Origin of the sequence: Fructobacillus tropaeoli (genome assembly GCF_001047135.2) — a bacterium.
Taxonomy (GTDB): Bacteria; Bacillota; Bacilli; order Lactobacillales; family Lactobacillaceae; genus Fructobacillus; species Fructobacillus tropaeoli.
Window position 1 is genome coordinate 83,322 of the sequence record NZ_DF968078.1, and the last position, 21,230, is coordinate 104,551.

Genomic DNA, 21,230 nt, shown 5'->3' on the forward strand with positions numbered 1-21,230 from the left:
CTCTTAATCTTCTGGATTCGACCACTGTCCATGGTTCAAAGGACCATGACCGTGACCGATAACTAGCGGCTGCCCGATAATGGTATTCATATAACGGTGGCCCTTTTCAATTGCTTCTCGCAGAGAATTACCTTGGGCCAAAAAGGACGTAATCGCAGCCGAGAGGGTGTCCCCCGTCCCGTGCTTGCTTGACGTTTCAACCTTTTGTCCTTCTAGCCAGAAGCCTTCTTCGTTTTCCAATAAGACATAATCATAAATCACAGGACCTTCCCCATGACCACCCTTGACGATGACGTTTGGAACGCCCAAGGCCTGAATCTTTTGACCAGCAGTGGTGACCATGTCATCGCGGTTACTGATTTTCATATCGGCTAAAAGTTCGGCCTCGGGGAGGTTTGGTGTCACCAGTGTGGCTAATGGCAGCAAGTGATTCTTCAAGGCCGCAATTCCGGCTGGGTCGAGCAAGGTTGCCCCACCCTTGGCGACCATCACGGGGTCGACCACAAAGTTCTTTTGTTGGTAGTGACGGATGTTTTTTGCCACCTGGAGGACGCGAGCTTCGTCGAAGAGCGCCCCCGTTTTGGCTGCACGGACATCAAAGTCGGCCATCACTGAGGCAAACTGTTGGTCAATCACGGCCAAATCAGTTGGATAAGCGCCCTGCACACCTAGTGTGTTTTGTGCAGTTAACCCAGCCACCACGACCGTTGAATAAGTCTTGCAAGCCTGCATGGTCTTGATATCAGCCTGCATACCGGCACCACCACCGGAATCAGAACCGGCAATGGTCAATGCTGTCGGATATTGGTTTGGATCAATCATTTTGTTGCCTCCATTCCCTGCAGGAAGAATTGATTTTCATACTTTGTTGATTGGATAAAGGCAACTAAGGCCTCTTCTTGCACCTCAGGACTCACTTGTTCAGCCGTCTGATTAACCAAAGCTAACATTGGTCGCGTCAAGCCCTTATCAATCCCACGGTAATAGCCCACCCATGGCATAAATGGGTTATCTGGCTTAATGAGACCATCCCGAATTAACAAATCAGCCAAGTAGGCATAGTCATAAGGGCAGGCAGCCAAGGCAACCAAACCGATAAACGGATCCTTTTCAACTGATTTGGCCATGTGGTTAACGTACTGATCCGTGACCGTTGAATTTGGGTACTTGCCTTCTTGGATGCTCTTATCATCGGTTTGAGCCAAATCCAGTAAAATCTTGTGCGCGGCATATTCGCGGTCATCGTCGGCCACTTCGGCATCAATTGTTTGTCCGGTTAATGTCTGGCAAACCTGCTCATACAGTGGCAAATAATGCCCCAGGTAACGATAATCTTGTTGCACGTAATAGAGTAGCGCCTCAGGATTAACTTCCCCAGCAATCATTGTTTGGATAAAGGGATTGGCATAAAAATCAGCCTTGTGTTCTTCCATCACTTGCATAAAGCGGTCGGAAAACGGCAGCGTCTTCGTCATTTTTTCTCCTCAATCATCAACTTTATTTTGGCAAACTGTGGTGTTGGCAGCCGCCAATTAGACAAAATAAAAAAGCCCTCAGCCTGAGCTGAGGACTTCTGGCCTGTTGACGATTACCGAACATGGGCAATGTCTTTAGGATTTCAATCCGTTTTTCGAAGTTTCCTGCGACCGTGCTAGCGGCATCAGGTTCAATGGGTATAATCTCAGCTCAGGGCACCCCAACTTTATTTATCACACAAGCAGTATAGCACGGAAATTAGAATCCGTGTGAAAAAACTTCTTCGAGGGAGCTTGCCACCCGCTGCGAAATCAGTTATATTATAAGTATACTTACAGATTAATTCTAATACCAAGGAGGTTCCCCATGAGCCCTGTCAAAACCGTTTCACTCACTCGCTACATGGATTCAACCAATCAGAAGTTTTTCAACTTATATACTGACTGGTTCCGCCAAATGAAATACCGTCTTCGTGAGCTTGACTTGACCCACCCCCAATTCCAAATTTTGGCCACCGTTCATGTCCTGAGTTTACAAAATACCGAGATTACGCAAATTATGGTGGCCAAGGCAGCGGACGTTGATGCCATGACCGCTTCGGCCATTATCACCAAACTGAGTCGTGAAGATCTTTTGGACCGCTACCCAGGTAAGAAGAACCCACGCTCAAAAGCCCTCTCCTTAACTCAGGCTGGCGAGGAAAAACTGCAACAAGCATTAGACATCGTCAATCAATTTGACCAAGACCTCTGGAGTCAATTTGATGCCGCTTTGCCAGAAAGTATTGACCAGGCTCAAGCAGTCGTCAAAACCCACCACTTCTAAGATTGTCGAAGCATCGCATCACAAAGAAAAAAGAGCCGAGCATACAGCCATTGTATCCTCGACTCTTTTTTTCTTTGGCCCAAAAATCAACGCAGTTTCACCACTTAATTGCAGTTAGCCATCTGCAAGTAATAGTGGCTCAGACGCCCGCAAGCAAGACGGCTCGCGCCTCTTTTTGTTCCCTAAATTTTGCAACGAATGCACCGTTCTAACCAAGTGATTGGTACCAATCAAAGATGGATTTGACCTCCTCCATTGGCAAGTAGCGAGCAGTCAAAACCTTCGTACTGGTATCAGTTCGGACCACCACGGCAAGGTGGGCTCGCTGATTACGACGAGCTAGCCACCAACTCTGCTTAATGGACAACGACTGAATCTTATCCCAGGCAATGTAGGTCGTAATCGTTTCGTAGTTCTTCGCCGTTTTCAAAACGAGAACCTGGCCGTTAACCACTTGGGCGGTTGTCGCCTTCCCCTTATACCAGCCAGCACCGGCAACGAAGGCCAGCACAAGCAAAACCAGCAAAACAACGAACGGCAACCGTTGGAAAACATAGATCAGGACGGCGGCGACAGGTAAGGTCCAAAAAAGGCCGTTACGGATCATTGTCAAAATCTGATAGGTTAAGCTACTGGTCTTTTTGATTGTCTTGCTTGGAAAATTAGGCAACCACTGTGACAAGTAGTGGTCAACAGCTCCTGATTTTACCATTGGAATCAAAGTCGGTACGTTTTTAGAAACCTTATCTTCGCCATTTTCGTCGGTAATTAACCGTGTCTTGACCGTCGCCAAGCTCAGTGCCTGCCGAAAAATATTTTGGCGGACCTCAACCGTTTGCATCCGGTTAATCGACAGATGCATCGTTTGTCGTTCGAAAAGTCCCCGAGCAATCGTTAAATGACCAGCATCATGGTGAACTTCAAAGCCAAAGTACAAAATCACCGTTCGCAAAACATTAAAAGCAATCACGATTAAGACAAACAGAACCATCAGCAAGACGATCACCAGTGCGCCCAGACCCAGAACATGATTGGTAAATTCCTGCTCAAGCCAATGGCTGACTACCCCTTGCTGGTCTAAGTGAACGAACCCACCCAAAAATATAAAGAATTGAAAGATGACTTCAGGCGTCGTCACGGCATAGGTAATCAAGGATAGAACAGAAGCCCGATAAGAATCAGCAGAAAGCCTGCTAGAACCATTTGACCGCAACGAGCTTGTTTGAGTGGCGGTTTTCGGGTCATTCTCAACATCAAACGACTGCCCCTGCGGGTCTTCCTTGTCCACTAACTCGTCTTGTTCCTTTGTCGCTGGTCCTTCATTCTGCGCCTGAACTTTTGCGCGTTCAATCAAGGTAACCAGACTAGTCGTTTCATCCTGTCGCTTTTGCTCAAGAACAAGCGCCACCCAGGTTGGTACAACGGAGAGTGAAATCTGATTTTGCTTGGCTCCCCTCCCCCCCAGAATCAACGGCGATCTCCTCCAAATGAAATGGTTGTAGGAAAAACCATTGCTTCCGGTCGATATTTTGAATTTTATGATAAGGCAAGTGGCGCACCTGCCGTTCCAGCACACCCGACCGGTAAATCAGTTCGCTATCCGTGAGTTCATAGGTCTTCATCCAGAAGCTTAAAATGGACCAGATCAACAGTGCTAGGAAAAGCAAGACCCATTCCCACCAAGATATACCAGACCTTTTTAATCGTTGCTGGTAATGCTTGCATCGTTCTCTCCCTCTCTCATAAAAAAAATGGGGCTAAGAAGTAGTTTGGCTTCTTGGTCCCAAGTTATCGTTCACTCATTTAAAAAGTCTGAGCTTTTAATCACCGGCAGCTGCCAAAATGGCGGCATGCACTGCCCCACGGAAGCCGTACTGGTCCAAGGCTAAGACTCCCTTGATCGTTGTGCCCCCAGGCGATGTAATCTGCCCCTTCAAGTCACCAGCGGACAAATCAGACTGTCGTGCCAATTGCGCCGTCCCGGCAACCACTGAGGCCACCATCTGGGCCGCTTGCTTTCGGTCCATGCCCTTGGCAACAGCTGCGTCTTCCATGGCATCCATCAAGACATCGATAAAGGCTGGTGAGCAGCCACCGATGGTCCCGGCGATGGCCAATTGGTCTTCCTTCACAACCAAGACATCCCCCAATGATTCCAAGACATCATGGACCACCTGATCGTTTTGGCCAGTCACGGATTCATCGGCTGCCAAAGCAATCGTCCCGGCCTGAACCGCAACCGGAATATTTGGAATAAAAGTTGTGACCGGGTTCTTTGGGGCTGCCGCCCGTAAATCAGCGTTTTGCACGCTGGCAGCTGCAGAAAGAACAATGACCTTTTCAGAAAGACCAGCAGCAACGATTTTTGCCAAGACTGCCGTTACCAGCTTAGCTGGAACCGTCAACATCATCACATCAAAGTCTGCCTTCACCAGGTCCTCATATGTGTTCACCGCTGAGATCTGCAAAGCTGCCGCCTTTTTGACATTTGATGAATACCCCAAGACTGTGTGTCCACCTAATTTTAGTCCTTGAACAAGGGCTGTTCCCATGTGTCCAAGACCAACAACTGCAATTTTCATAAATCCTACTCCTTTAATCACGCTTGCCCTCATTTTATCATTTTATCACAGTTCTAACCTCGCCTTCTGACAAATCAGTCGGCTTTTAGCAATCAAAAAATGCCCCGTCCCTGTTGACACAAGGACGAAGCACAAACTGATTTTGATAGTTTGGCTTAATTTTTCTTAAACTTGAAAAAAGCGATAACGGTCAAGAGCACCATCCACAGGGCGGCTAACAAAGTTGTTACCGTCGTGGCCGGTGTGACCAACAGAATGACGAAAATCAAGGTCAAAAAGGCAATCGTCAAGTAGTTACTAAAGGGTGCCAATGGTAATTGGAAGACATGGCTCTGCTGCCCCTTCGTCGCCTTGCGGAAACGCAAGTGCGTCACCATCAAGGCCATGTAAATCAGTAAAAATGCTGCTGAAGCCATTGATGAAATCAGGGTAAAAGCATCCGTTGGGAACAAGTAGTTAACTACCACGGCGAGGCCGACAATCAACGTTGACAGGTTAATAGCGGACTTGGGGATGGCATTCTTGTTTAACTTCTTAAAGCGTGACTTTTCGCCAACCAATGAATACAACATCCGGCCCGTTGTAAAGAAGGCGGAGTTAATAGCGGATGCGGCTGCCGTCAACACAACGAAGTTAATCACGGCCGCTGCCGATTGAACGCCGATACCAGAGAACACCTGGACGAATGGTGATTCACCAGCCTGGTAGTTGGTCCACGGCTGGATAATCATAATCGCCGACAAAGCACCGATATAAAAAATCAGAATTCGAATCACAATCGAATTAACGGCTCGCGGAATCGTTTCCAATGGATCCTTCGTTTCGGCTGCGGTAATCCCAACGAATTCAACACCCAAAAAGGCGAAGAAGGCCATCTGGAAGGTCGACAACAAGCCCTTACCGTGATCAGCCACTAAGCCATGCGACCATAGCGTTGAAAATTGGGTCACACCCATTGAGGTCTTTACGTGTCCCAAATCCAAAATCAGGCCGGTAATAATCATCGCCACAATGGCGACAATCTTAATCATGGCAAACCAGAATTCGGTTTCCCCAAAAATCTTAACTGCAATCGTATTAACAAAGTACAACACGATGAGAAAGGCTAATTCCCATGGCCATACCGGCCAATCAGGGAACCAATAGTGCATGTATGTTCCAATCGCCGTTAGTTCGGTCATGGCAATCACGACCCAACCAATCCAATAAGTCCAGCCTAAGACGAAGCCGGCTCGTTCACCCAAGTACTGGGTCATAAAATCGATAAACACTGGTTTTGAATCATCTGATACTAACAATTCACCCAAGGCGCGCATCATCGCGAAGACAAACAGCCCCGTGATAATATAAACCAGCAAAATAGCTGGTCCGGCCTTATGAATCGAAGAACCGGCTCCCAAGAAAAGCCCGGTTCCAATCGTCCCACCCAGGGCAATCATGGCCACGTGACGGTGAGACAGCGTGCGGGCGAAGCCCGTTTGGTCATTATTCATGAACAATCTCCTTTGCAATCTTACCCTAATAGTCTATACTTGGTGCTATAACAAGTAAAACTAAACTTTTTCAATTTAAGATTATAAAAATTCATCAAGGGAATTATCATGAAAACTTTTACTTACCAAATTTTTGCTACAGTTGCCGACCGCGGTTCCTTTCGGAAGGCTGCCGATGACTTAAACATTACGCCTTCGGCTGTTTCCCACGCCATTTCACACCTTGAAGCGCAGTTGGGCATTCCCCTTTTAATTCGCAACCGGTCTGAGATGCAGGTCACCCGTAATGGCCAAATCCTTTTACCAATGGTGGAACGTCTGCTCAACGAGGAGCGGCAACTGCTTTCAGCCGCTGCGAAAATTCAAGGATTGCAAGGCGGGCAAATCAGAATCGGTGCGATTTCATCGGTCTGCATTGCCTGGCTCCCAACCATCATCCGGCGCTTTTCTAAAAAGTACCCTCAGGTTGAAATCACCTTGATTCAGGGCTCCTTCGCCGAAATCGAACAGGCCCTATCATTGGGAAAGATTGATCTCGGCTTCTCGGCTCTGCCAACCATTAGTCGTTTGGATGCGCTGCCCCTCATCGATGATGAAATCAAGTGCATTACCCCGGCTGATTTCACCCCCAAAAATGGCGTTTCAATTAGCCAAGACGACCTAGAGGACCGCCACTTTATCTTGCAACGGTCCGATTACGATTCCGATACCAAGGCTGCTCTGGACGAACTCCAAGTCAAGCCCCAGGCCATCAACTACTCAATTGATGACCAGTCCATTCTGGCCATGGTCGAAGCCGGATTGGGTTGGGGAATCCTCCCAGATTTGGCACTATCAAGACTCTCGGGTGAAATCGAGGCTTATCCCTTCGAACACCCCTATTACCGCCACCTTGGCCTAGTAATTAACCCCTCCTCGGCTAAGGACCCCTTTGTGAAAGCCATGCAAAAAGAAATCCTTTCCTACTTGAAAAAAGGCTAAAAAAACCGGCAAATTCGTCAGTAAAACGAATTTGTCGGTTTTTTAATAATCAGCATGTTGCCTTCCTCGTTAGTAACGAGAAAAGAACAAGATTACTTGCAAGACAATCAAAATCAAAACAATCAACAGCCAGCCTGATTTTGCCATTGGATAATCCCGGTATGCCGACCGTGTGGCCCCTTCCTGGAAACCGTGTGAAGTCATAGCCATGGCTAGGTTCTTCGACCACTTAATGGCATGAACCAAAGCCTTGAAATACAGCGTTGGCTGCCACCACCGCAATACTTCACCGCGCATCATCCCCGCCGCTTGAATCGACGAGAAAGCCTGTTTAAACCGTGGCATAAAGTTTAGTGCGCCCAAAATCCCATCGGTAAAGGTTGCTGACATCTTCAGGTTTTGGCGTAGTGAGGCCAAGAGGACGTAGGGTGTCATGCCCATCGTCAGCCAGGCGCCAATAAAGATAAAGACGAGGACTCGGCTCCCCATAACCAAACCGAAATGCAGATTTTCCGCTGCCGTTCCCTGACCATACAGGTAAAAGGACCAGAACGAACCCAAAACCGGAATGATGGCGATGGCCACGTAAAGGCCAATCTTCTTTAAGGGCTGACGTCGAATTAGTAATAGCAAAAAGGCAACCGAAAAGAGGACAACGTTTAGTGTTACTGATTTGGTCAAGGAAATTTCCAAAGAAATCGCCAAAGCCAAAATCATGCGTTGTGTGGCGTTCATCATACGAGAACCTCCTCTTGGTAGGCCATCGCCGTTTGCTCATAGCGCAAGTGACGGTCAACAATGTTGACCAGGTCCCTTGTTTGGTGCGAAACAACCAAAATGGTCAATCCGAGCGCCTGTTGGCAGGTCTGAATCAGGTTCAAAACGACTGCCACCGACTGCTCATCCAAGCCCGCCAGCGGTTCATCTAAGAACAGCACTTGTGGCGCCATAATCAGCATCAACAGCAGCTGGAGTTTCTTCTGCTGGCCACCCGAAAGCGTGTAGACCGACCGGTCACCCAAGCCTGTTAAGTGCAGGTCTGATAACCACTGGTCCAAAACCTTTTTTGTCCAGAAATCAGCATGGTGGCTCTTGGCCATCACCTGGTCCAGCTCCTCATCAACCGTGATGTTTAAGAACTGGTCAGAGGCTGACTGGAACAGCAGACCGACCTGGCCAAAGTAGAGACGCGGTTTCCAGGCATGGACTTCTTGCTCCTGGTAGGTCAAAGAACCCTCATAGCGGCGCAGTCGCGCCAACGTCTTCAGAACAGAAGACTTGCCAACCCCATTTGGCCCGGTCAGCAAGGTGATTCCCTTAGCAAAAATTTGCAAGATATCCTGGTCTAAGACCAGGCGCTCCCCATTTTGGATCCGCAGGTTATCAAAGCGATAGGCAGTATCTTGTGCTTGGTCGCTTTCGGCAACCGGTTTTAACACCACCGTCTGCTTTTGATAATCATATTGGCTCCAATCATTTTTAGGAACTAACACCAAAGCCTTTTCTTTGAGCTGATAAAACTGGCTGATTTTATCGAAATATCCGGCCGGGTCGTGGTCGGAAACAAGAATGCCGTAGCCCTCCTGGCTCAACTGTTGGAGCAAAACCTGAAGGTCTTCTCGCGATTGGCTATCGACAGCAGCAAACGGTTCATCCAACAACAGGTAGTCGGCCCCCAGGGCCAACACTTCCGCCAAGGCAACCTTTTGCATTTCCCCACCGGACAAAGTCACAAAGGATCGGTCGATAAAATCAATCAGGCCAACCTTTTCCAATGCCCAGGCCGTCTTTTGATCAATTTCGTCCTTGCCTAATTCGAGGTTTTCCAGTGCAAAAATAAATTCTTCCCGCACCGTTGGCATGGCAAACTGGTCATCGGGATTTTGAAAGAGCAAAGCCACGCGCTTGGCTCTTTCATTCGCCTTCAGTGTGGCAATCGCCGTTTGATCAATTTCAATTTCACCACTAACCTGACCACCATATTGGGGGTAAAGACCCGCTAAAGCCTTTAACAGAGTTGATTTTCCTGACCCGGAAGGCCCCATTAACAGGGTCAGGGTCTTTTTTTCAAGCGTTAAATTTAAATCATCAATGATGGCTTGGTCACGATAAGCCACCGTGAGGTTTTTGGCAGTTATTGCCATTTTTTGTCCTCCTTATTCGTGGGACAACAACTTTGACCGATCCAACAACTTGGCAATCAAGTGTACCAAGACACCTGAGAAGAAGAAGATTGATAGGTAACGAACGATGAACAAAGCGACTAACAAGCCCAGTTTGTAGTGGATGTAACCTGACTTAAAGAGGTCCCAACCAAAGGTAACGACTGTTCCAGTCAAAGTTGACAACCAAAGACCAGCAAACCAGTTCTTATAACCCGCCAAGGCGAAACCAAGTTCAGAACCGATTCCTTGGATAAAGCCTGACAAGAGCGTTCCAACTCCATAAGAACCACCCAAGAACATTTCACCGGCAGCCCCGAGCATTTCCCCGATAAAGCCTGCACCAACCTTCTTTAAGATGTAAGAAGCCAATGGTCCGGCCATCATCCATACACCAAGCGTGATTTCATTCGTAAAGGCTTGCAACCCAATCACGGCCAAGCCACTGTTAACGATTTGGTAAACCGGATCCATGATCCAGTAAATGACCGAGAAGATAATCCCAATCAAAGCCAGCAAAATCACGTTTTGTAGCGTCCACTTTTGTTTCATTATTCTCTCCTTTGCGTCCAGGGAAACAAAAAGGCATTAAAAAACCACTCGCCTGGGCAGAGTCCAACACGGGTGGTCATAAAAAACTTGTGTGGATCTTCCTTCGTCGGTCTTAGCCTAACAGGTTCAATGGGTTTAATTCTCAACCAAAATGGTACCCCAGATCGCTATATTCAAATTTACTACTTTATTAGCTTACACTGTCTCTGGCCTTTATGCAAGGGCTTTCAAATAAAAAAGCACTTGGGTGCAATACCCGAGTGCTTGAATGAAGTTAATTTTTACTTGTTTGCCTTGGCAACGGCAGCCATCGCAACTGATGAAACATAGTTGACTGGTTGACCGAAGTTTGGCTGGAAGAAGAAGTCCGTCATTGACAATTGATCAATTGTCATGCCATTTTCGATTGCCAATGAAACCACGTTGGCAGCTTGTGAAATGTCATGCTTTGACAAGAAGGCAGCACCAACAATGCGGCGAGTACCCTTTTCCCAAGTCAATGAAGCCTTAACAGGCGTTGTTGACAACATGAAATCAGGACGGTAATCTTCTGAAATTGTCACAGAATCTGCTTCAACGCCCTTACGAGCTGCTGATTGAACAGTCAAACCAGTTGAAGCGTAAGCCATTTCGTACAATTCAACAGCTGATGTTGCTTGTGTACCTTGGTAAGCCATCGTTGGTTCTGCAATATTCTTACCAACCAAGATTCCTTGACGAACAGCATTGGTTGCCAATGGAATGTAGTCATCCTTTTGTGTTGGGTTGTAGAAGACGGTTGCTGAATCACCGGCAGCAAAGACATCTTTCACAGAAGTTTCCATGAACTTGTTAACCTTGATGGCGCCGTTTGGCAACATATCAACTTGGTCACGAAACATCGCAGTGTTTGGCAAGAAACCAATACCCAAGATGGCAATGTCAGCTTCGTAAGTACCCTTATCAGTAGTAACCTTGATACCATCAGCAGTGTCTTCAAATCCTGAAACCATCTGACCAAGCGCTAACTTAACACCATGGTCTTCATAGGCCTTTTGGAAAACAGATGAAAATTCAGGAGCCGTGTTGTTTGACAATACACGATCCAACCCATCAATCAAAGTGACTTCCTTATCGTTAACTGACAATTGTTCTGCCAATTCAGCACCGATATAACCGGCACCAATAACGATAATCCGCTTGACCTTTTCAGTTACTTCCTTCAAGGCGTTGGCGTTATCCCAAGTCTTTGAGTCAAAGACCTTGTCAGAATCGATGCCAGGGATGCGGGGCTTGATAGCGCGTGAACCAGTAGTAATGACAATCTTATCGAAAGTTTCTTCTGACTGGGCACCAGAAACCAAGTCCTTGATGTTCAAAGTCTTTGCTTCCAAGTCTGCAGCTTCAACAAGCGTTTGCATGTGCATTGAAATGCCCTGCTTAGCCATTGAATCTGGCGTTTCATAAAACATCTTGTCAGTTGATGAAACATTGTCACCAATCCAAAGGGCGATTCCACATGACAAGAAAGAAACTGTTTGATTCTTTTCAAACACGTGTACCTCAGCGTCTGGGTGGTCTGCCTTAATCTGCTTAGCGGCAAACACGCCGGCGTGCGTTGAACCAATTACTGCAACTTTCATTAAAAGTGCCTCCTAATATATAGCTATGTGAAAATTGTAATTAAAGTTTACCAATAAAACAGCGTTCTGTCAATCACTTATCCAACAGTTTTCAAGAAAGTATCAAATAAAACAAAGGGGCAGATAGAGTCGTCCTAATTTGATGAAAATTCGTTTTTCCTCTCTAAATCAGACATCTTTACCAGTTATCAAACGATTTCAGCGCCCTATTCTAAACGATTCTCCGCCTGACGCATGTGGCTTTCGTAATGGTCAATTTTGTACAGTAAATGATCGTGGGCGGATTGAATTTGATTAATTCGTTCCTGCATCTCTTCTGCTTGTTCTAGCAATAAAGCTTTCCGCGCAGGAATTGTCCGGTCATCATCCTCCAGCACCATGCCAATATATTCACGCAATCGTTCGATGGAAACACCCGCGTGGCGCATCGTTTTGGCAAATTTCAATTGATTAATGTTGCGCTCGGTAAAATCGCGCAACTGATTTTCCTTACGGGGGACCGGCATGATGACCCCAATTCGTTCATAATAGCGAATCGTATCATTTGACAATCCAGTCGCCTTTGCAGGTTCTTTAATATTCATTTTTGCACCTTTCGTACAACAAAAACGGCCACAACCACAAAAGCCATTCCCGTAAAGAAAGCCATTGTTGCTACTTGGCCATGGTAGTCCCCCGCCGTTGCCACAATCAAAGAAAGACCGATTGGGCCACCAATTTGATGGGCCGTATTCGTCAACCCTGAGGCAATACCAGCTAGTTCGTCAGGCGCTTGATACAGACCGGCTGACGTCACTGGCGCCAGGACCAGGCCCTGCCCAATGCCAATCACCACCATTGGCAAGGCAAAAGCCAACCAATAGCCTGAAGAAACCGCTGACAGAGCCGTCCACAGTAAGCCAAGAAACAACAGTCCCTCCCCGACTAGGAGAATTAACTGATTGCCAAAACGAGCAGTCAGCCTTCCTAGAGATAACGATACTACAAATTGGACTAATGTTAAGGGGAGAAAGGCTAACCCGGATTGTAACGCCGTTAGATGATAGCTAGCTTGCCATACCTGAGGCAAAAAGAACCAATACGGGAGCATCGCCATCATAAAGAGCATGCGGGCCACGTAGGCACCTGCACGAACTCAGTTATGAAACAAAACCAAGGGCAACATTGGCTGTTTTTGCCGGCTTTCAAAGCCGATAAAGCAGGCTAAAACAATAACGGCCAATAAAATCAGTAGCCACTGGTTACTCGTTAAGCCACCAATCAAGGCCGCTAATCCGATGACCGATAGAATAGCACCAATATAGTCAATTTTTGTCTTTAATCCCGCTTTATTCGGAACAAAACGAATCGTCAAACAGAACAGTAATGCCGTCAGCGGCACGTTAATCAAAAAACCGCCTTCCCAAGAAAATAAAGTTGTGAGGCCACCACCAATTAACAGCCCTAGGCTAGCACCAATCCCGGCTGTAACACCATAGTAAGCGATTACTCGTTCGCGCATTTGCCCTTGGTAGTTATCCATCATCAAGGCCAAGGTGGTCGGCGCAATAATCGAAGAACCAAGCCCCTGGATTGCCCTCAGTGCAATCACAAGGGTAGCGCTGCCCGACAAGCCAATCAATAATGAACTGAGTCCAAAAATTGTGAGCCCAATTAAGAAAATCCGTTTACGCCCCAGTAAATCCGAAAGCCGGCTCGATAATAGTAAAAAGCCACCAAAGGTTAATGTATAGGCATTGGAAACCCACGACAAGGTGGGAGAAGAAAGGTTTAGGCTTTGGCCAATCTCAGTTGCACTGGTAAAAATAATGGAATTATCCATCAAAATCAAAAAGTAGGCGAGTAAGCTGATCGGCAAGACCATCCCAAATCGTTGTTTTGTCATTCTTATCTCCTTTATCTTGGTTTCTTTTCAAAACCAAGCATTGTGTTTTCAGGTCAGTGATCATTAAACACCCTGGAGTGAACTCCAAGTCAAGAAAAAGAACAAGAAAAAAAACAGCCTTTTTAAAAGACTGTTTTCAGCATTGACTGTGCTGCTATTCCGTTAAGAACTGCTTGAGGACCTTGTTGACATCCTGATTTTCATGCAGCTTTGAATGTTGCGCATTTTTACCAGTAAATAACTTTTCCTGGTAAGTACTTGGCTGACGGACAAAGTACTTCAATGACTTCGACGCGTTATTCGTGACGGTCGAGTCTGACTCCTCCTTACCCATGCTATTGCCGTAGATATTCAACACTTTGGTCTGATTATTCTCGTAGTATTGCTCCAAACCAGCTAATGCGACCTTTTTAAAATCAGTTTCGGACTGGCTGGCAGGATCTGCCAAGTTCAAGTTTGATTTTGGCCTTGGGCTATCCTTCAAAAAGTTAAAGGGACCAGCAATCGCAATTTGCCGTTTCACAACTGGCAATTGATCACTTTGCTGCACATGATTTTTCAAGTAAAAAGCGATGGCCAAGTTTCCCATCGAATGGCCAATCAGGTTCACTGACTGAATCCCCTGATCATGCAAATCTTCCATAATCTTGGTGACCCACTGATTTGTCTTAGTAAAGTTAGTATTTCGATTATCGTTAAATTGCACCAGAATCAGTGGATTCTGGTCCCCTTTCTTCACGGTACCACTAAAACTAACCTGGCCGCTTTTGCTAACCGTCGCATTAATCCTGCGGTTTGAATACCCTTGCTGGATTAAATACCGACTCATCGTCTGTTCGGCATTTCGGGAAGAACCATAGCCGTGAAAGAACACCATTGCTTCGATCGGCTTTGTATTGGAAACGGGTTTCGATGGCTGGGTTAGCCAAACGGTCAGCCCGATTGCCAACATCGCCAGTATTGCTGTCGATGCACCTGCAATCGCTATCATTTTTTTATTCTTTTTCATCGACTCCTTTACGGCCAACCGATTGGCCAGGGGCTTTATGTCGGCGATTTAAAATCTAAAAAACAATCAGAGACTTAATCGCTTCGCGCTGATCCATGGCTTCATAAGCCTGTTGAATATCTTTCAGCGCAAATTGCTTGGTAAAGACCTGACCAGGATTGATTTTGCCATCGAGGACCGCCTGCAATAACAATTCACGGTCATAGGTAGTAACCGCAGCAATCCCTCCGCGCAAGCCGATATTCTTCCAGAACAGGTTACTCGTATTCATCATTGGGTCTTGAGGAATCCCCACACGGTCAACGACGGCACCTGGACAGCCAAGTTGAACAGCAGTTGCCACAGCCTGCTCTGAACCAACACATTCAAGAATAGCATCCGCACCAGCACCAGTTAGCGCCATCACCTGGTCAATCCCAGCTTGGTCACGATCGGCCACAATATCGGTAGCACCAAACGCCTTACCCAGCTCTTGTCGGTCTTCGTGGCGCGACATCAAAATAATCCGCTTGGCACCACGCAGCTTGGCCGCAATCACCCCTGAGAGGCCCACAGCGCCATCGCCCATGACAACCACCGTGTCACCCTCTTTGACTTCAGCAGTAGCTGCAGCGTGGTAACCGGTTGCCATCACATCCGACAAGGTCATCAAGGATTTCAACTGGTCATCGCTGTAGTCTGCTGGATGACCCGGAATCTTAACCAGCGCCCAATCGGCATTATTAAAGCCGATGTATTCCGCCTGGTAACCGGTTGAGCCACCTTTATCAGGATCGAGGCAATCACCATCAAACCCTGCTAAGCAGGCCTGACAGTGACCACAACCATGAGTAAACGGTGCAATAACAAAATCACCCGGCTGAACGTTGGAAACTTCACTACCGACCTCTTCAACGATTCCGATGGCTTCATGGCCAACCTGGCTGCCACAATCACGCTTGGAAATACCCCGGTAGAACCAAAGATCAGAACCACAAACTGATGCCCGCACCGTCTTGATGACGGCATCCTTTGGTCCCTGAATTGTTGGCTTATCAACCTCTTGCATCTCAACTTGCCCTGGTTTTACAAAAATCGCTGCTTTCATGTTTTAATACTCCTTTTCGCTGATTATGAACTTGTCTGTTTTAAAAGTAAAATCAGACGTAGTATGGATAAATTCGTTTTGACAAAACAATGGATGCTGTAATCATTGTTCATCATCCCTTGATGCATTTATCTGTCACTAACAACACTATCTTATGTCCTGGAGTCAACTCTAAGTCAAGAACGCTTTTCTATTTTATAGCAATAAAAAGTAAACTTGTCCACCCTGCGATGGCAAACGTGTCAAATTTTGATTTTTTCAACTAACCAGTTCTCATTCCTGCCACACCCAACCATCAAGCGCAAACAAAAAAGCACACTCAGCTGAGTGTGCTTAAATATGAAAAGGTCCGCTTACTTAACGGCGTCCTTCAATGCCTTACCAGGCTTGAATGCAGGAACCTTTGATGCAGGAATTTGGATTTCTTCCTTAGTTTGTGGGTTACGACCCTTACGAGCTGCACGTTCACGGACTTCAAAGTTACCAAAACCAATCAATTGAACCTTTTCGCCCTTCTTCAAAGCGTCTTCAATTGATGACAAGACAGCGGCAACTGCCTTGTCTGCGTCCTTCTTTGTTAAACCAGTCTTCATTGCGACTGAATCGATCAATTCTTGCTTGTTTGCCATTCCTTTTCTCCTCACGAATAATTAATTTAGAATATCCGCTAACGTGACAATCGTTAGCAGCTTGGGAACGCTACCGTGGCAACTTCCATAAAGATAGGATAGCACATGTAAATTAAAATGTGTAGGCATAAAGCCCAATTTCATGCGGTAATTGCGGTTTTCCGCACATTTGCAAGTGAATCCTCACAGTACTGAAACTTTCAACGATAAAACGTTACTTTCGCTGACGAATAATCAGCTTGATAGGCGTTCCAGAGAAGTCAAACGCGGCTCGAATTTGGTTCTCTAGGAAACGCTGGTATGAAAAATGCATCAGTTCAACATCATTGACAAAGACAACAATCGTTGGTGGTTCGATTGCCACTTGAGTGGCGTAATAAACACGCAAACGGCGACCGTTATCAGATGGTGCCGGATTAGTAGCCAAAGCATCCATCAAGACATCATTCAATGTTGATGATGAAACCCGCTTCTGATGGTTGTCATTTACGGCCAAAATCAAATCAGGCAAGCGTTCTAAGCGCTGGCCTGTCTTCGCTGAAACAAAGACGATTGGTGCATAGTCCAAAAACTTAAATTCGTCGCGAATTAAGTTTTCAAAATCAGTCATGGTATGCGTGTCTTTTTCGATGGCATCCCACTTATTGACCACAATCACCAAGGCCTTCCCGGCCTCATGCGCATAACCCGCAACGTGCTTATCTTGCTCGCGAATACCGGTTTCAGCGTCCAAGACCATCAAGACCACTTGTGACTCGTCAATGGCCTTCATGGCCCGCATGACCGAATAACGTTCCGTATTTTCGTAAACCTTACCACGCTTACGGATTCCGGCCGTATCGACCATCACAAACTCATCACCCTCAGGGGTAATAAAACGCGTGTCAATCGCATCACGAGTCGTGCCTTCGATATTTGAGACAATCATCCGGTCTTCGCCCAAGATGGCGTTAACGATTGATGATTTTCCGACGTTTGGGCGCCCAATAATCGAGAACCGAACGGCGTCATCGTCTTGTTCTGCGGCTTCATCTGGGAAATGCTTGACGATTTCATCCAAAACATCACCCAAACCAATTCCGTGTGATCCAGATACGGGATAAGGGTCGCCCATTCCTAATGAATAGAAGTCATAAATATCTGCCCGCATTTCAGGATTATCGACCTTATTGACCGCCAAAACAACCGGCTTATCAGTCCCATAAAGCAAATTAGCCACGGCTTGGTCATCGGCTGTTAGGCCTTCTCGACCAGAAACAACCATCAAAATGACGTCGGCTTCATCAATGGCTAATTCAACCTGAGCACGAATTTCCGTCAAAAATGGGGCATTTCCCATTTCCAACCCTCCGGTATCAATCATCCGGAAGTCATAATTTAGCCATTCTGCCCGTGCGTACAAACGGTCACGAGTAACCCCTGGCATATCCTCGACAATGGCGATTCGATCGCCAACAATGCGGTTAAATAGCGTGGACTTTCCAACATTTGGACGACCCACTACGGCTACAATCGGTGCTGCCATATTCCCGCTCCCTTCCAATAAAAAAAGACTGGATAACCAGCCTTTCCATTTTTAAATCTTACAACTTGTCGCCGAAGATGTCACCCAAAGTAGCGGCACCTTCATCGTCTTGTTGGAAGGCTGCCATGTCAGCACGTGAAGCGCCATGGTTGTCATCGCGGTCTTCACGTTGGTTGGCTGGTTTTTCTTCCAAAGCCTTCATTGACAATGAGATACGTTCTTCGGCTGGCTTAACATCCAACACTTGAACCTTCACCTTGTCACCAGACTTCAAAACGTCGGCTGGGTTTTCAACACGCTTGTGTGAAATTTGTGAAACGTGAACCAATCCTTCGATACCAGGGAAGATTTCAACGAATGCACCAAAGTCCTTCACGCGCTTAACTGTTCCTTCAAGAACAGTACCGGCTGGGGCCTTTTCTGCAACTTCATCCCAAGGACCTGGCTGGGTTGCCTTGATTGAAAGTGAGATACGTCCACGATCAGTGTCCAAGGCCAAAATCTTAACGTTAACCTTTTCACCCTTTGACAAAACGTCTGATGGGTTCTTAACACGGTCATGTGAGATTTCAGAAACGTGAACCAATCCGTCCACGCCGCCCAAGTCAACGAAAGCACCGAAGTCAGTCAAACGAGCAACAGTTCCTTCAACAACTTCGCCAACAGTCAAACGGCTGAATGCTTCAGCCAACTTTTCGGCACGTTCTTGGGCTGCAACAGCCTTACGTGACAAAATCAAACGAGCCTTGGCTGGGTCGATTTCGATTACTTCTGCCTTGATGTCTTGTCCCTTGAATTGATTCAAGTCTGAAACAAAGCGTTCTGCAACCATTGATGCAGGTACGAAACCACGGATACCAGCAACGTCAACAATCAAACCACCACGAACGGCGTTGATAACCTTCGCATCAACAACATCACCTTCGTTAAATGACAATGATTCCCAAGCCTTGCGGGCTTCCAAGCGCTTCTTTGACAACAAGTAGGCAACGCCTTCCTTGTCACTCGTTACGTTCGAAACAACAACAGTTTCGATGGTGTCACCGACTTTCAAATCGTCGGCCAAGTTGACGCTACGATCGTCAGAGTACTCACGCGCTGGCACAACTCCTTCTTCTCCGGTGTGAAGACCGATAACTGCTTGGTTATCGTTGTCGATTGCTAGCACTTCGCCAGTTACGACGTCCCCTACCTTAATTTGGTCAGCACTTTCCAGAGCTGCTAATAATTCGCTGTTAGTATCACTCATGACGTCAAACGTCCTCCTACAATTTACACTTATAAGGGTATTTTATCAGAGAGTAGCTGATTTTCCTAGTCTAATTTTAAAAAAAATTAGGCTAGACCAACTACTTCGTCAAAATGTTTCGTAAAAACACGAACCGTTTTCCCTATTGCTTTCTATTTTAACAGATTTTTCTAAAATAAAAAGACCACCTTACTGGTGATCTTTGATAATTTGCTTGATTGTGGCCACGACCTGGCCAATACTCTGGCCAGTAGTGTCAACCGTTAGCGCATCTTCGGCCTTTGTCAGCGGTGAAATGGCACGATGGGAATCCTTATAATCCCGCTCCTCAATTTCCTTTTTCAGGGTTTCCAAATCAGGGTTCATGCCTTTGGCCTGATTTTCCTTGAAACGACGCTCAGCGCGTTCATCCACTGAAGCAATCAAGAAAATTTTCACTTGAGCATCTGGCAAAACGGTTGTGCCAATATCACGGCCATCCATGATCACTGGTTGCTGATCAGTCAAAGCGCGCTGGCGATCAACCAAATCAGCTCGAACTGCCTGATAGGAAGAAACCAAAGAAACGTTGTTCGTAATTTCAGTTGAACGAATTTCTTCTGTTACTTCTTGCCCATTCAACAAAACGTGTTGCACTGGTTCGCCCGGTAAAAAGGCGATTTCAATCTTTGGTAGTAAGGCAACAATCCCCGCCTCATCTTCGTATGCAAGTCCCGCCTGTTTGGCCGCCAAGGTAATGGCGCGATACATCGCACCAGTGTCAACGTAAACATACTTTAAATCGGTCGCTAAAATTTTAGCAATCGTTGATTTTCCAGCTGATGCTGGTCCATCAATTGCAACTTGAAAATGAGCAGGTTGAGTCATAGGGATTAAAATTTCCTCTTACTTAATTCTCAAAGCTTGTCCAGCAAACTTTGAATAGTTTTGAGCAGTAACACCAGGATTCAAAGCATAAATCTGGTCAGTGGTTGTACCATGAGTTACCGCAAAGTTATAGAGCGTTTGGTTAGCACCCAAAGTCGCTGCTTGGTCATCACTTGACTGGGCTGCCTGGCTTCGACTTAACTGCGCAGCAGACTCAGCTTGGCTAGCCGATGTAGCTGATTGACTAGTTGCCTGACTAGTTGAAGACTGAGCAGCGCTAGTTGCATCAGACGATTGTGAACTAGCAGACGACGTTGCCGACTGGCTAGTTTTTTTGGAACTATTAGAATTAGATGTTGTCTTCACCGTTTTTGGTGAATTTTTCATCAATCCATAAACAGGTGCCGACGCTAATAAGACTAACGACAGCAAGACCAAAATCACAACTAGACCGCCGTGACTCTTTGGCCGTGGTTCTTTTTTAGGCTGCTCCTGATTTTCATGCTGGCGATCAAAACGTTGCCGGCGTGATAATGTTGGTGCTGTTTGGTCGTTCATTTTCAAGACCTCCTATGAGTTCGTTCTTAAATCAAGTCTAACACGGAAGGTTGCTTGAAAATGATAACCTTTTCTTAAGAACGAAAGCTTTTCTTAAAGGGTGCCAAGATTGCAACAATCATCACAGAAACGATAAACCAAATCAAACCTTCCAAAAGATTGAATGGGACAACCATCCCCCACAAGTAAACTTTGATGCCAATGAACTTAGCAATATCGAAGTTTGCAAAGCGGGCGTAGAGCGGAATCGCCCAAACAATGTTGGCTAAATAAGCCACCACGGTCATCGCCACAGAGGCAAGAACGGCACTAACGGATTGCCATAACCACTTTGGCCAGCGAACTTCAACCTTGACCATGACTGCCAAAACCAACAAGAATGTCAAAGCAATCACAATGTTAACTGGCATTCCAATATAGGTATTGGCCCCTTCGTTAAACAAAATCAGCTTCAACAAGGTCCGAATCACTAGCACCCAAACGGCCGAACCGAGCCCTAACCATGAAAAAGCTAAGAAGGCTGGCACGATTGAAAAGTCAATTTTCAAAAAGGATGCACTGGGAATGATCGCAATTTGCGGAAAAATCGTGAGTGCAAAGGAAATTGCACTGAAAACGGCGACCAGGGTGATTTTTTTAGTAGTGTTTCTTGTCATTTTCTACTCCTCTGGGCCCAAAAAAGGCCCTACTTCACCCGGGGTAAAATAAAGGCCAGCAAAAAAGACTGT

Annotated in this window: 21 protein-coding genes, 1 pseudogene and 2 riboswitches; of the genes and pseudogenes, 2 read left to right on the forward strand and 20 right to left on the reverse strand. The window is 46.4% G+C overall.

The genetic code is table 11. The features are described from left to right. Positions 1-3: 3 nt before the first annotated feature. Both thiD and AOQ32_RS00385 read right to left on the reverse strand, forming a co-directional pair. Positions 4-822, reverse strand: a complete 819-nt coding sequence (thiD, locus tag AOQ32_RS00380) for a bifunctional hydroxymethylpyrimidine kinase/phosphomethylpyrimidine kinase (RefSeq protein WP_059393076.1) — start codon at positions 820-822, stop codon at positions 4-6. After that, positions 819-1,475, reverse strand: coding sequence for a TenA family protein (locus AOQ32_RS00385; RefSeq protein WP_059393077.1), 657 nt, complete (start codon positions 1,473-1,475; stop codon positions 819-821). Before AOQ32_RS00385 ends, thiD begins: the two co-directional genes overlap by 4 nt. Positions 1,476-1,620: 145 nt before the next feature. Then, positions 1,621-1,709, reverse strand: a riboswitch (TPP riboswitch). 133 nt (positions 1,710-1,842) lie between these two features. Here AOQ32_RS00385 and AOQ32_RS00390 point away from each other — a divergent pair. After that, entirely contained in the window at positions 1,843-2,301 is a 459-nt protein-coding gene (locus AOQ32_RS00390; RefSeq protein ID WP_059393078.1) for a MarR family winged helix-turn-helix transcriptional regulator, read from the forward strand. 208 nt (positions 2,302-2,509) lie between these two features. On the opposite strand, the gene AOQ32_RS00395 is transcribed toward AOQ32_RS00390, so the two are convergent. The 4 genes from AOQ32_RS00395 to AOQ32_RS00410 all read right to left on the reverse strand — a co-directional run bounded on the left by AOQ32_RS00395 (position 2,510) and on the right by AOQ32_RS00410 (position 6,376). Further along, a complete protein-coding gene (locus AOQ32_RS00395) occupies positions 2,510-3,772 on the reverse strand; it encodes a PH domain-containing protein (RefSeq protein WP_059393079.1) in 1,263 nt (420 codons plus the stop codon). Further along, positions 3,693-3,923 (reverse strand): PH domain-containing protein, encoded by a 231-nt coding sequence (locus tag AOQ32_RS09165; RefSeq protein WP_083994300.1) that lies wholly within the window; start codon positions 3,921-3,923, stop codon positions 3,693-3,695. The genes AOQ32_RS00395 and AOQ32_RS09165 overlap by 80 nt, the downstream gene beginning before the upstream one ends. Positions 3,924-4,121: 198 nt before the next feature. Then, a complete protein-coding gene (locus AOQ32_RS00405; protein ID WP_059393080.1) occupies positions 4,122-4,883 on the reverse strand; it encodes a pyrroline-5-carboxylate reductase family protein in 762 nt (253 codons plus the stop codon). Positions 4,884-5,038: 155 nt separating this feature from the next. Continuing rightward, positions 5,039-6,376, reverse strand: coding sequence for an amino acid permease (locus tag AOQ32_RS00410; RefSeq protein WP_059393081.1), 1,338 nt, complete (start codon positions 6,374-6,376; stop codon positions 5,039-5,041). Positions 6,377-6,484: 108 nt separating this feature from the next. On the opposite strand from AOQ32_RS00410, the gene AOQ32_RS00415 reads away from it, so the two are divergent. Then, on the forward strand, positions 6,485-7,357 hold the full coding sequence (locus tag AOQ32_RS00415) for a LysR family transcriptional regulator (protein WP_059393082.1): 873 nt from the start codon (positions 6,485-6,487) through the stop codon (positions 7,355-7,357). 69 nt (positions 7,358-7,426) lie between these two features. Here the strand turns inward: AOQ32_RS00415 and AOQ32_RS00420 are convergent, their stop codons facing one another. The 14 genes and pseudogenes from AOQ32_RS00420 to AOQ32_RS00485 form a co-directional block, all read right to left on the reverse strand. Beyond that, positions 7,427-8,095, reverse strand: a complete 669-nt coding sequence (locus tag AOQ32_RS00420) for an energy-coupling factor transporter transmembrane component T family protein (RefSeq protein WP_242976695.1) — start codon at positions 8,093-8,095, stop codon at positions 7,427-7,429. Next, positions 8,092-9,501 carry an ATP-binding cassette domain-containing protein gene (locus AOQ32_RS00425; protein WP_059393083.1) on the reverse strand — a complete coding sequence of 470 codons (1,410 nt, stop codon included), beginning with the start codon at positions 9,499-9,501 and terminating at the stop codon, positions 8,092-8,094. The genes AOQ32_RS00420 and AOQ32_RS00425 overlap by 4 nt, the downstream gene beginning before the upstream one ends. 12 nt (positions 9,502-9,513) lie before the next feature. Continuing rightward, complete coding sequence (locus AOQ32_RS00430; RefSeq protein ID WP_059393084.1) at positions 9,514-10,071, reverse strand: ECF transporter S component; 558 nt, start codon at positions 10,069-10,071, stop codon at positions 9,514-9,516. Positions 10,072-10,152: 81 nt separating this feature from the next. After that, a riboswitch (TPP riboswitch) is annotated at positions 10,153-10,243 on the reverse strand. A 109-nt stretch (positions 10,244-10,352) separates the two neighbouring features. Further along, positions 10,353-11,693: an FAD-dependent oxidoreductase gene (locus tag AOQ32_RS00435; protein WP_059393085.1), complete on the reverse strand. Its 1,341-nt coding sequence runs from the start codon at positions 11,691-11,693 to the stop codon at positions 10,353-10,355. A gap of 206 nt (positions 11,694-11,899) precedes the next feature. Next, complete coding sequence (locus AOQ32_RS00440) at positions 11,900-12,277, reverse strand: MerR family transcriptional regulator (RefSeq protein WP_059393086.1); 378 nt, start codon at positions 12,275-12,277, stop codon at positions 11,900-11,902. Continuing rightward, a pseudogene (locus AOQ32_RS09170) lies at positions 12,274-13,578 on the reverse strand (MFS transporter). The gene AOQ32_RS00440 and the pseudogene AOQ32_RS09170 overlap by 4 nt, the downstream one beginning before the upstream one ends. 154 nt (positions 13,579-13,732) lie before the next feature. After that, positions 13,733-14,587 carry an alpha/beta hydrolase gene (locus AOQ32_RS00450; protein ID WP_059393087.1) on the reverse strand — a complete coding sequence of 285 codons (855 nt, stop codon included), beginning with the start codon at positions 14,585-14,587 and terminating at the stop codon, positions 13,733-13,735. A 55-nt stretch (positions 14,588-14,642) separates the two neighbouring features. Next, the gene (locus tag AOQ32_RS00455; protein WP_059393088.1) at positions 14,643-15,674 is read right to left on the reverse strand and encodes an alcohol dehydrogenase catalytic domain-containing protein; all 1,032 of its coding nucleotides are present in this window, start codon (positions 15,672-15,674) and stop codon (positions 14,643-14,645) included. A gap of 353 nt (positions 15,675-16,027) precedes the next feature. After that, complete coding sequence (locus AOQ32_RS00460) at positions 16,028-16,303, reverse strand: HU family DNA-binding protein (protein ID WP_047974521.1); 276 nt, start codon at positions 16,301-16,303, stop codon at positions 16,028-16,030. A gap of 214 nt (positions 16,304-16,517) precedes the next feature. Beyond that, positions 16,518-17,828 (reverse strand): ribosome biogenesis GTPase Der, encoded by a 1,311-nt coding sequence (gene der / locus AOQ32_RS00465; RefSeq protein ID WP_059393089.1) that lies wholly within the window; start codon positions 17,826-17,828, stop codon positions 16,518-16,520. 58 nt (positions 17,829-17,886) lie between these two features. Next, positions 17,887-19,077, reverse strand: coding sequence for a 30S ribosomal protein S1 (gene rpsA / locus AOQ32_RS00470; RefSeq protein ID WP_059393090.1), 1,191 nt, complete (start codon positions 19,075-19,077; stop codon positions 17,887-17,889). A gap of 189 nt (positions 19,078-19,266) precedes the next feature. Further along, a complete protein-coding gene (gene cmk / locus AOQ32_RS00475; RefSeq protein WP_059393091.1) occupies positions 19,267-19,944 on the reverse strand; it encodes a (d)CMP kinase in 678 nt (225 codons plus the stop codon). An 18-nt stretch (positions 19,945-19,962) separates the two neighbouring features. Continuing rightward, positions 19,963-20,502 (reverse strand): LysM peptidoglycan-binding domain-containing protein, encoded by a 540-nt coding sequence (locus AOQ32_RS00480; protein WP_059393092.1) that lies wholly within the window; start codon positions 20,500-20,502, stop codon positions 19,963-19,965. Between the two features lie 74 nt (positions 20,503-20,576). Next, the gene (locus tag AOQ32_RS00485) at positions 20,577-21,158 is read right to left on the reverse strand and encodes an ECF transporter S component (RefSeq protein WP_059393093.1); all 582 of its coding nucleotides are present in this window, start codon (positions 21,156-21,158) and stop codon (positions 20,577-20,579) included. Positions 21,159-21,230: the final 72 nt, after the last annotated feature.

Excerpts from the sequence above, each read along its gene's own strand:
- thiD (WP_059393076.1), bottom strand. The coding sequence starts at position 822 with ATGATTGATCCAAACCAATATCCGACAGCATTGACCATTGCCGGTTCT.
- AOQ32_RS00385 (WP_059393077.1), bottom strand. The coding sequence starts at position 1,475 with ATGACGAAGACGCTGCCGTTTTCCGACCGCTTTATGCAAGTGATGGAA.
- AOQ32_RS00390 (WP_059393078.1), top strand. The coding sequence starts at position 1,843 with ATGAGCCCTGTCAAAACCGTTTCACTCACTCGCTACATGGATTCAACC.
- AOQ32_RS09165 (WP_083994300.1), bottom strand. The coding sequence starts at position 3,923 with ATGAAGACCTATGAACTCACGGATAGCGAACTGATTTACCGGTCGGGT.
- AOQ32_RS00405 (WP_059393080.1), bottom strand. The coding sequence starts at position 4,883 with ATGAAAATTGCAGTTGTTGGTCTTGGACACATGGGAACAGCCCTTGTT.
- AOQ32_RS00410 (WP_059393081.1), bottom strand. The coding sequence starts at position 6,376 with ATGAATAATGACCAAACGGGCTTCGCCCGCACGCTGTCTCACCGTCAC.
- AOQ32_RS00415 (WP_059393082.1), top strand. The coding sequence starts at position 6,485 with ATGAAAACTTTTACTTACCAAATTTTTGCTACAGTTGCCGACCGCGGT.
- AOQ32_RS00420 (WP_242976695.1), bottom strand. The coding sequence starts at position 8,095 with ATGATGAACGCCACACAACGCATGATTTTGGCTTTGGCGATTTCTTTG.
- AOQ32_RS00425 (WP_059393083.1), bottom strand. The coding sequence starts at position 9,501 with ATGGCAATAACTGCCAAAAACCTCACGGTGGCTTATCGTGACCAAGCC.
- AOQ32_RS00430 (WP_059393084.1), bottom strand. The coding sequence starts at position 10,071 with ATGAAACAAAAGTGGACGCTACAAAACGTGATTTTGCTGGCTTTGATT.
- AOQ32_RS00435 (WP_059393085.1), bottom strand. The coding sequence starts at position 11,693 with ATGAAAGTTGCAGTAATTGGTTCAACGCACGCCGGCGTGTTTGCCGCT.
- AOQ32_RS00440 (WP_059393086.1), bottom strand. The coding sequence starts at position 12,277 with ATGAATATTAAAGAACCTGCAAAGGCGACTGGATTGTCAAATGATACG.
- AOQ32_RS00450 (WP_059393087.1), bottom strand. The coding sequence starts at position 14,587 with ATGAAAAAGAATAAAAAAATGATAGCGATTGCAGGTGCATCGACAGCA.
- AOQ32_RS00455 (WP_059393088.1), bottom strand. The coding sequence starts at position 15,674 with ATGAAAGCAGCGATTTTTGTAAAACCAGGGCAAGTTGAGATGCAAGAG.
- AOQ32_RS00460 (WP_047974521.1), bottom strand. The coding sequence starts at position 16,303 with ATGGCAAACAAGCAAGAATTGATCGATTCAGTCGCAATGAAGACTGGT.
- der (WP_059393089.1), bottom strand. The coding sequence starts at position 17,828 with ATGGCAGCACCGATTGTAGCCGTAGTGGGTCGTCCAAATGTTGGAAAG.
- rpsA (WP_059393090.1), bottom strand. The coding sequence starts at position 19,077 with ATGAGTGATACTAACAGCGAATTATTAGCAGCTCTGGAAAGTGCTGAC.
- cmk (WP_059393091.1), bottom strand. The coding sequence starts at position 19,944 with ATGACTCAACCTGCTCATTTTCAAGTTGCAATTGATGGACCAGCATCA.
- AOQ32_RS00480 (WP_059393092.1), bottom strand. The coding sequence starts at position 20,502 with ATGAACGACCAAACAGCACCAACATTATCACGCCGGCAACGTTTTGAT.
- AOQ32_RS00485 (WP_059393093.1), bottom strand. The coding sequence starts at position 21,158 with ATGACAAGAAACACTACTAAAAAAATCACCCTGGTCGCCGTTTTCAGT.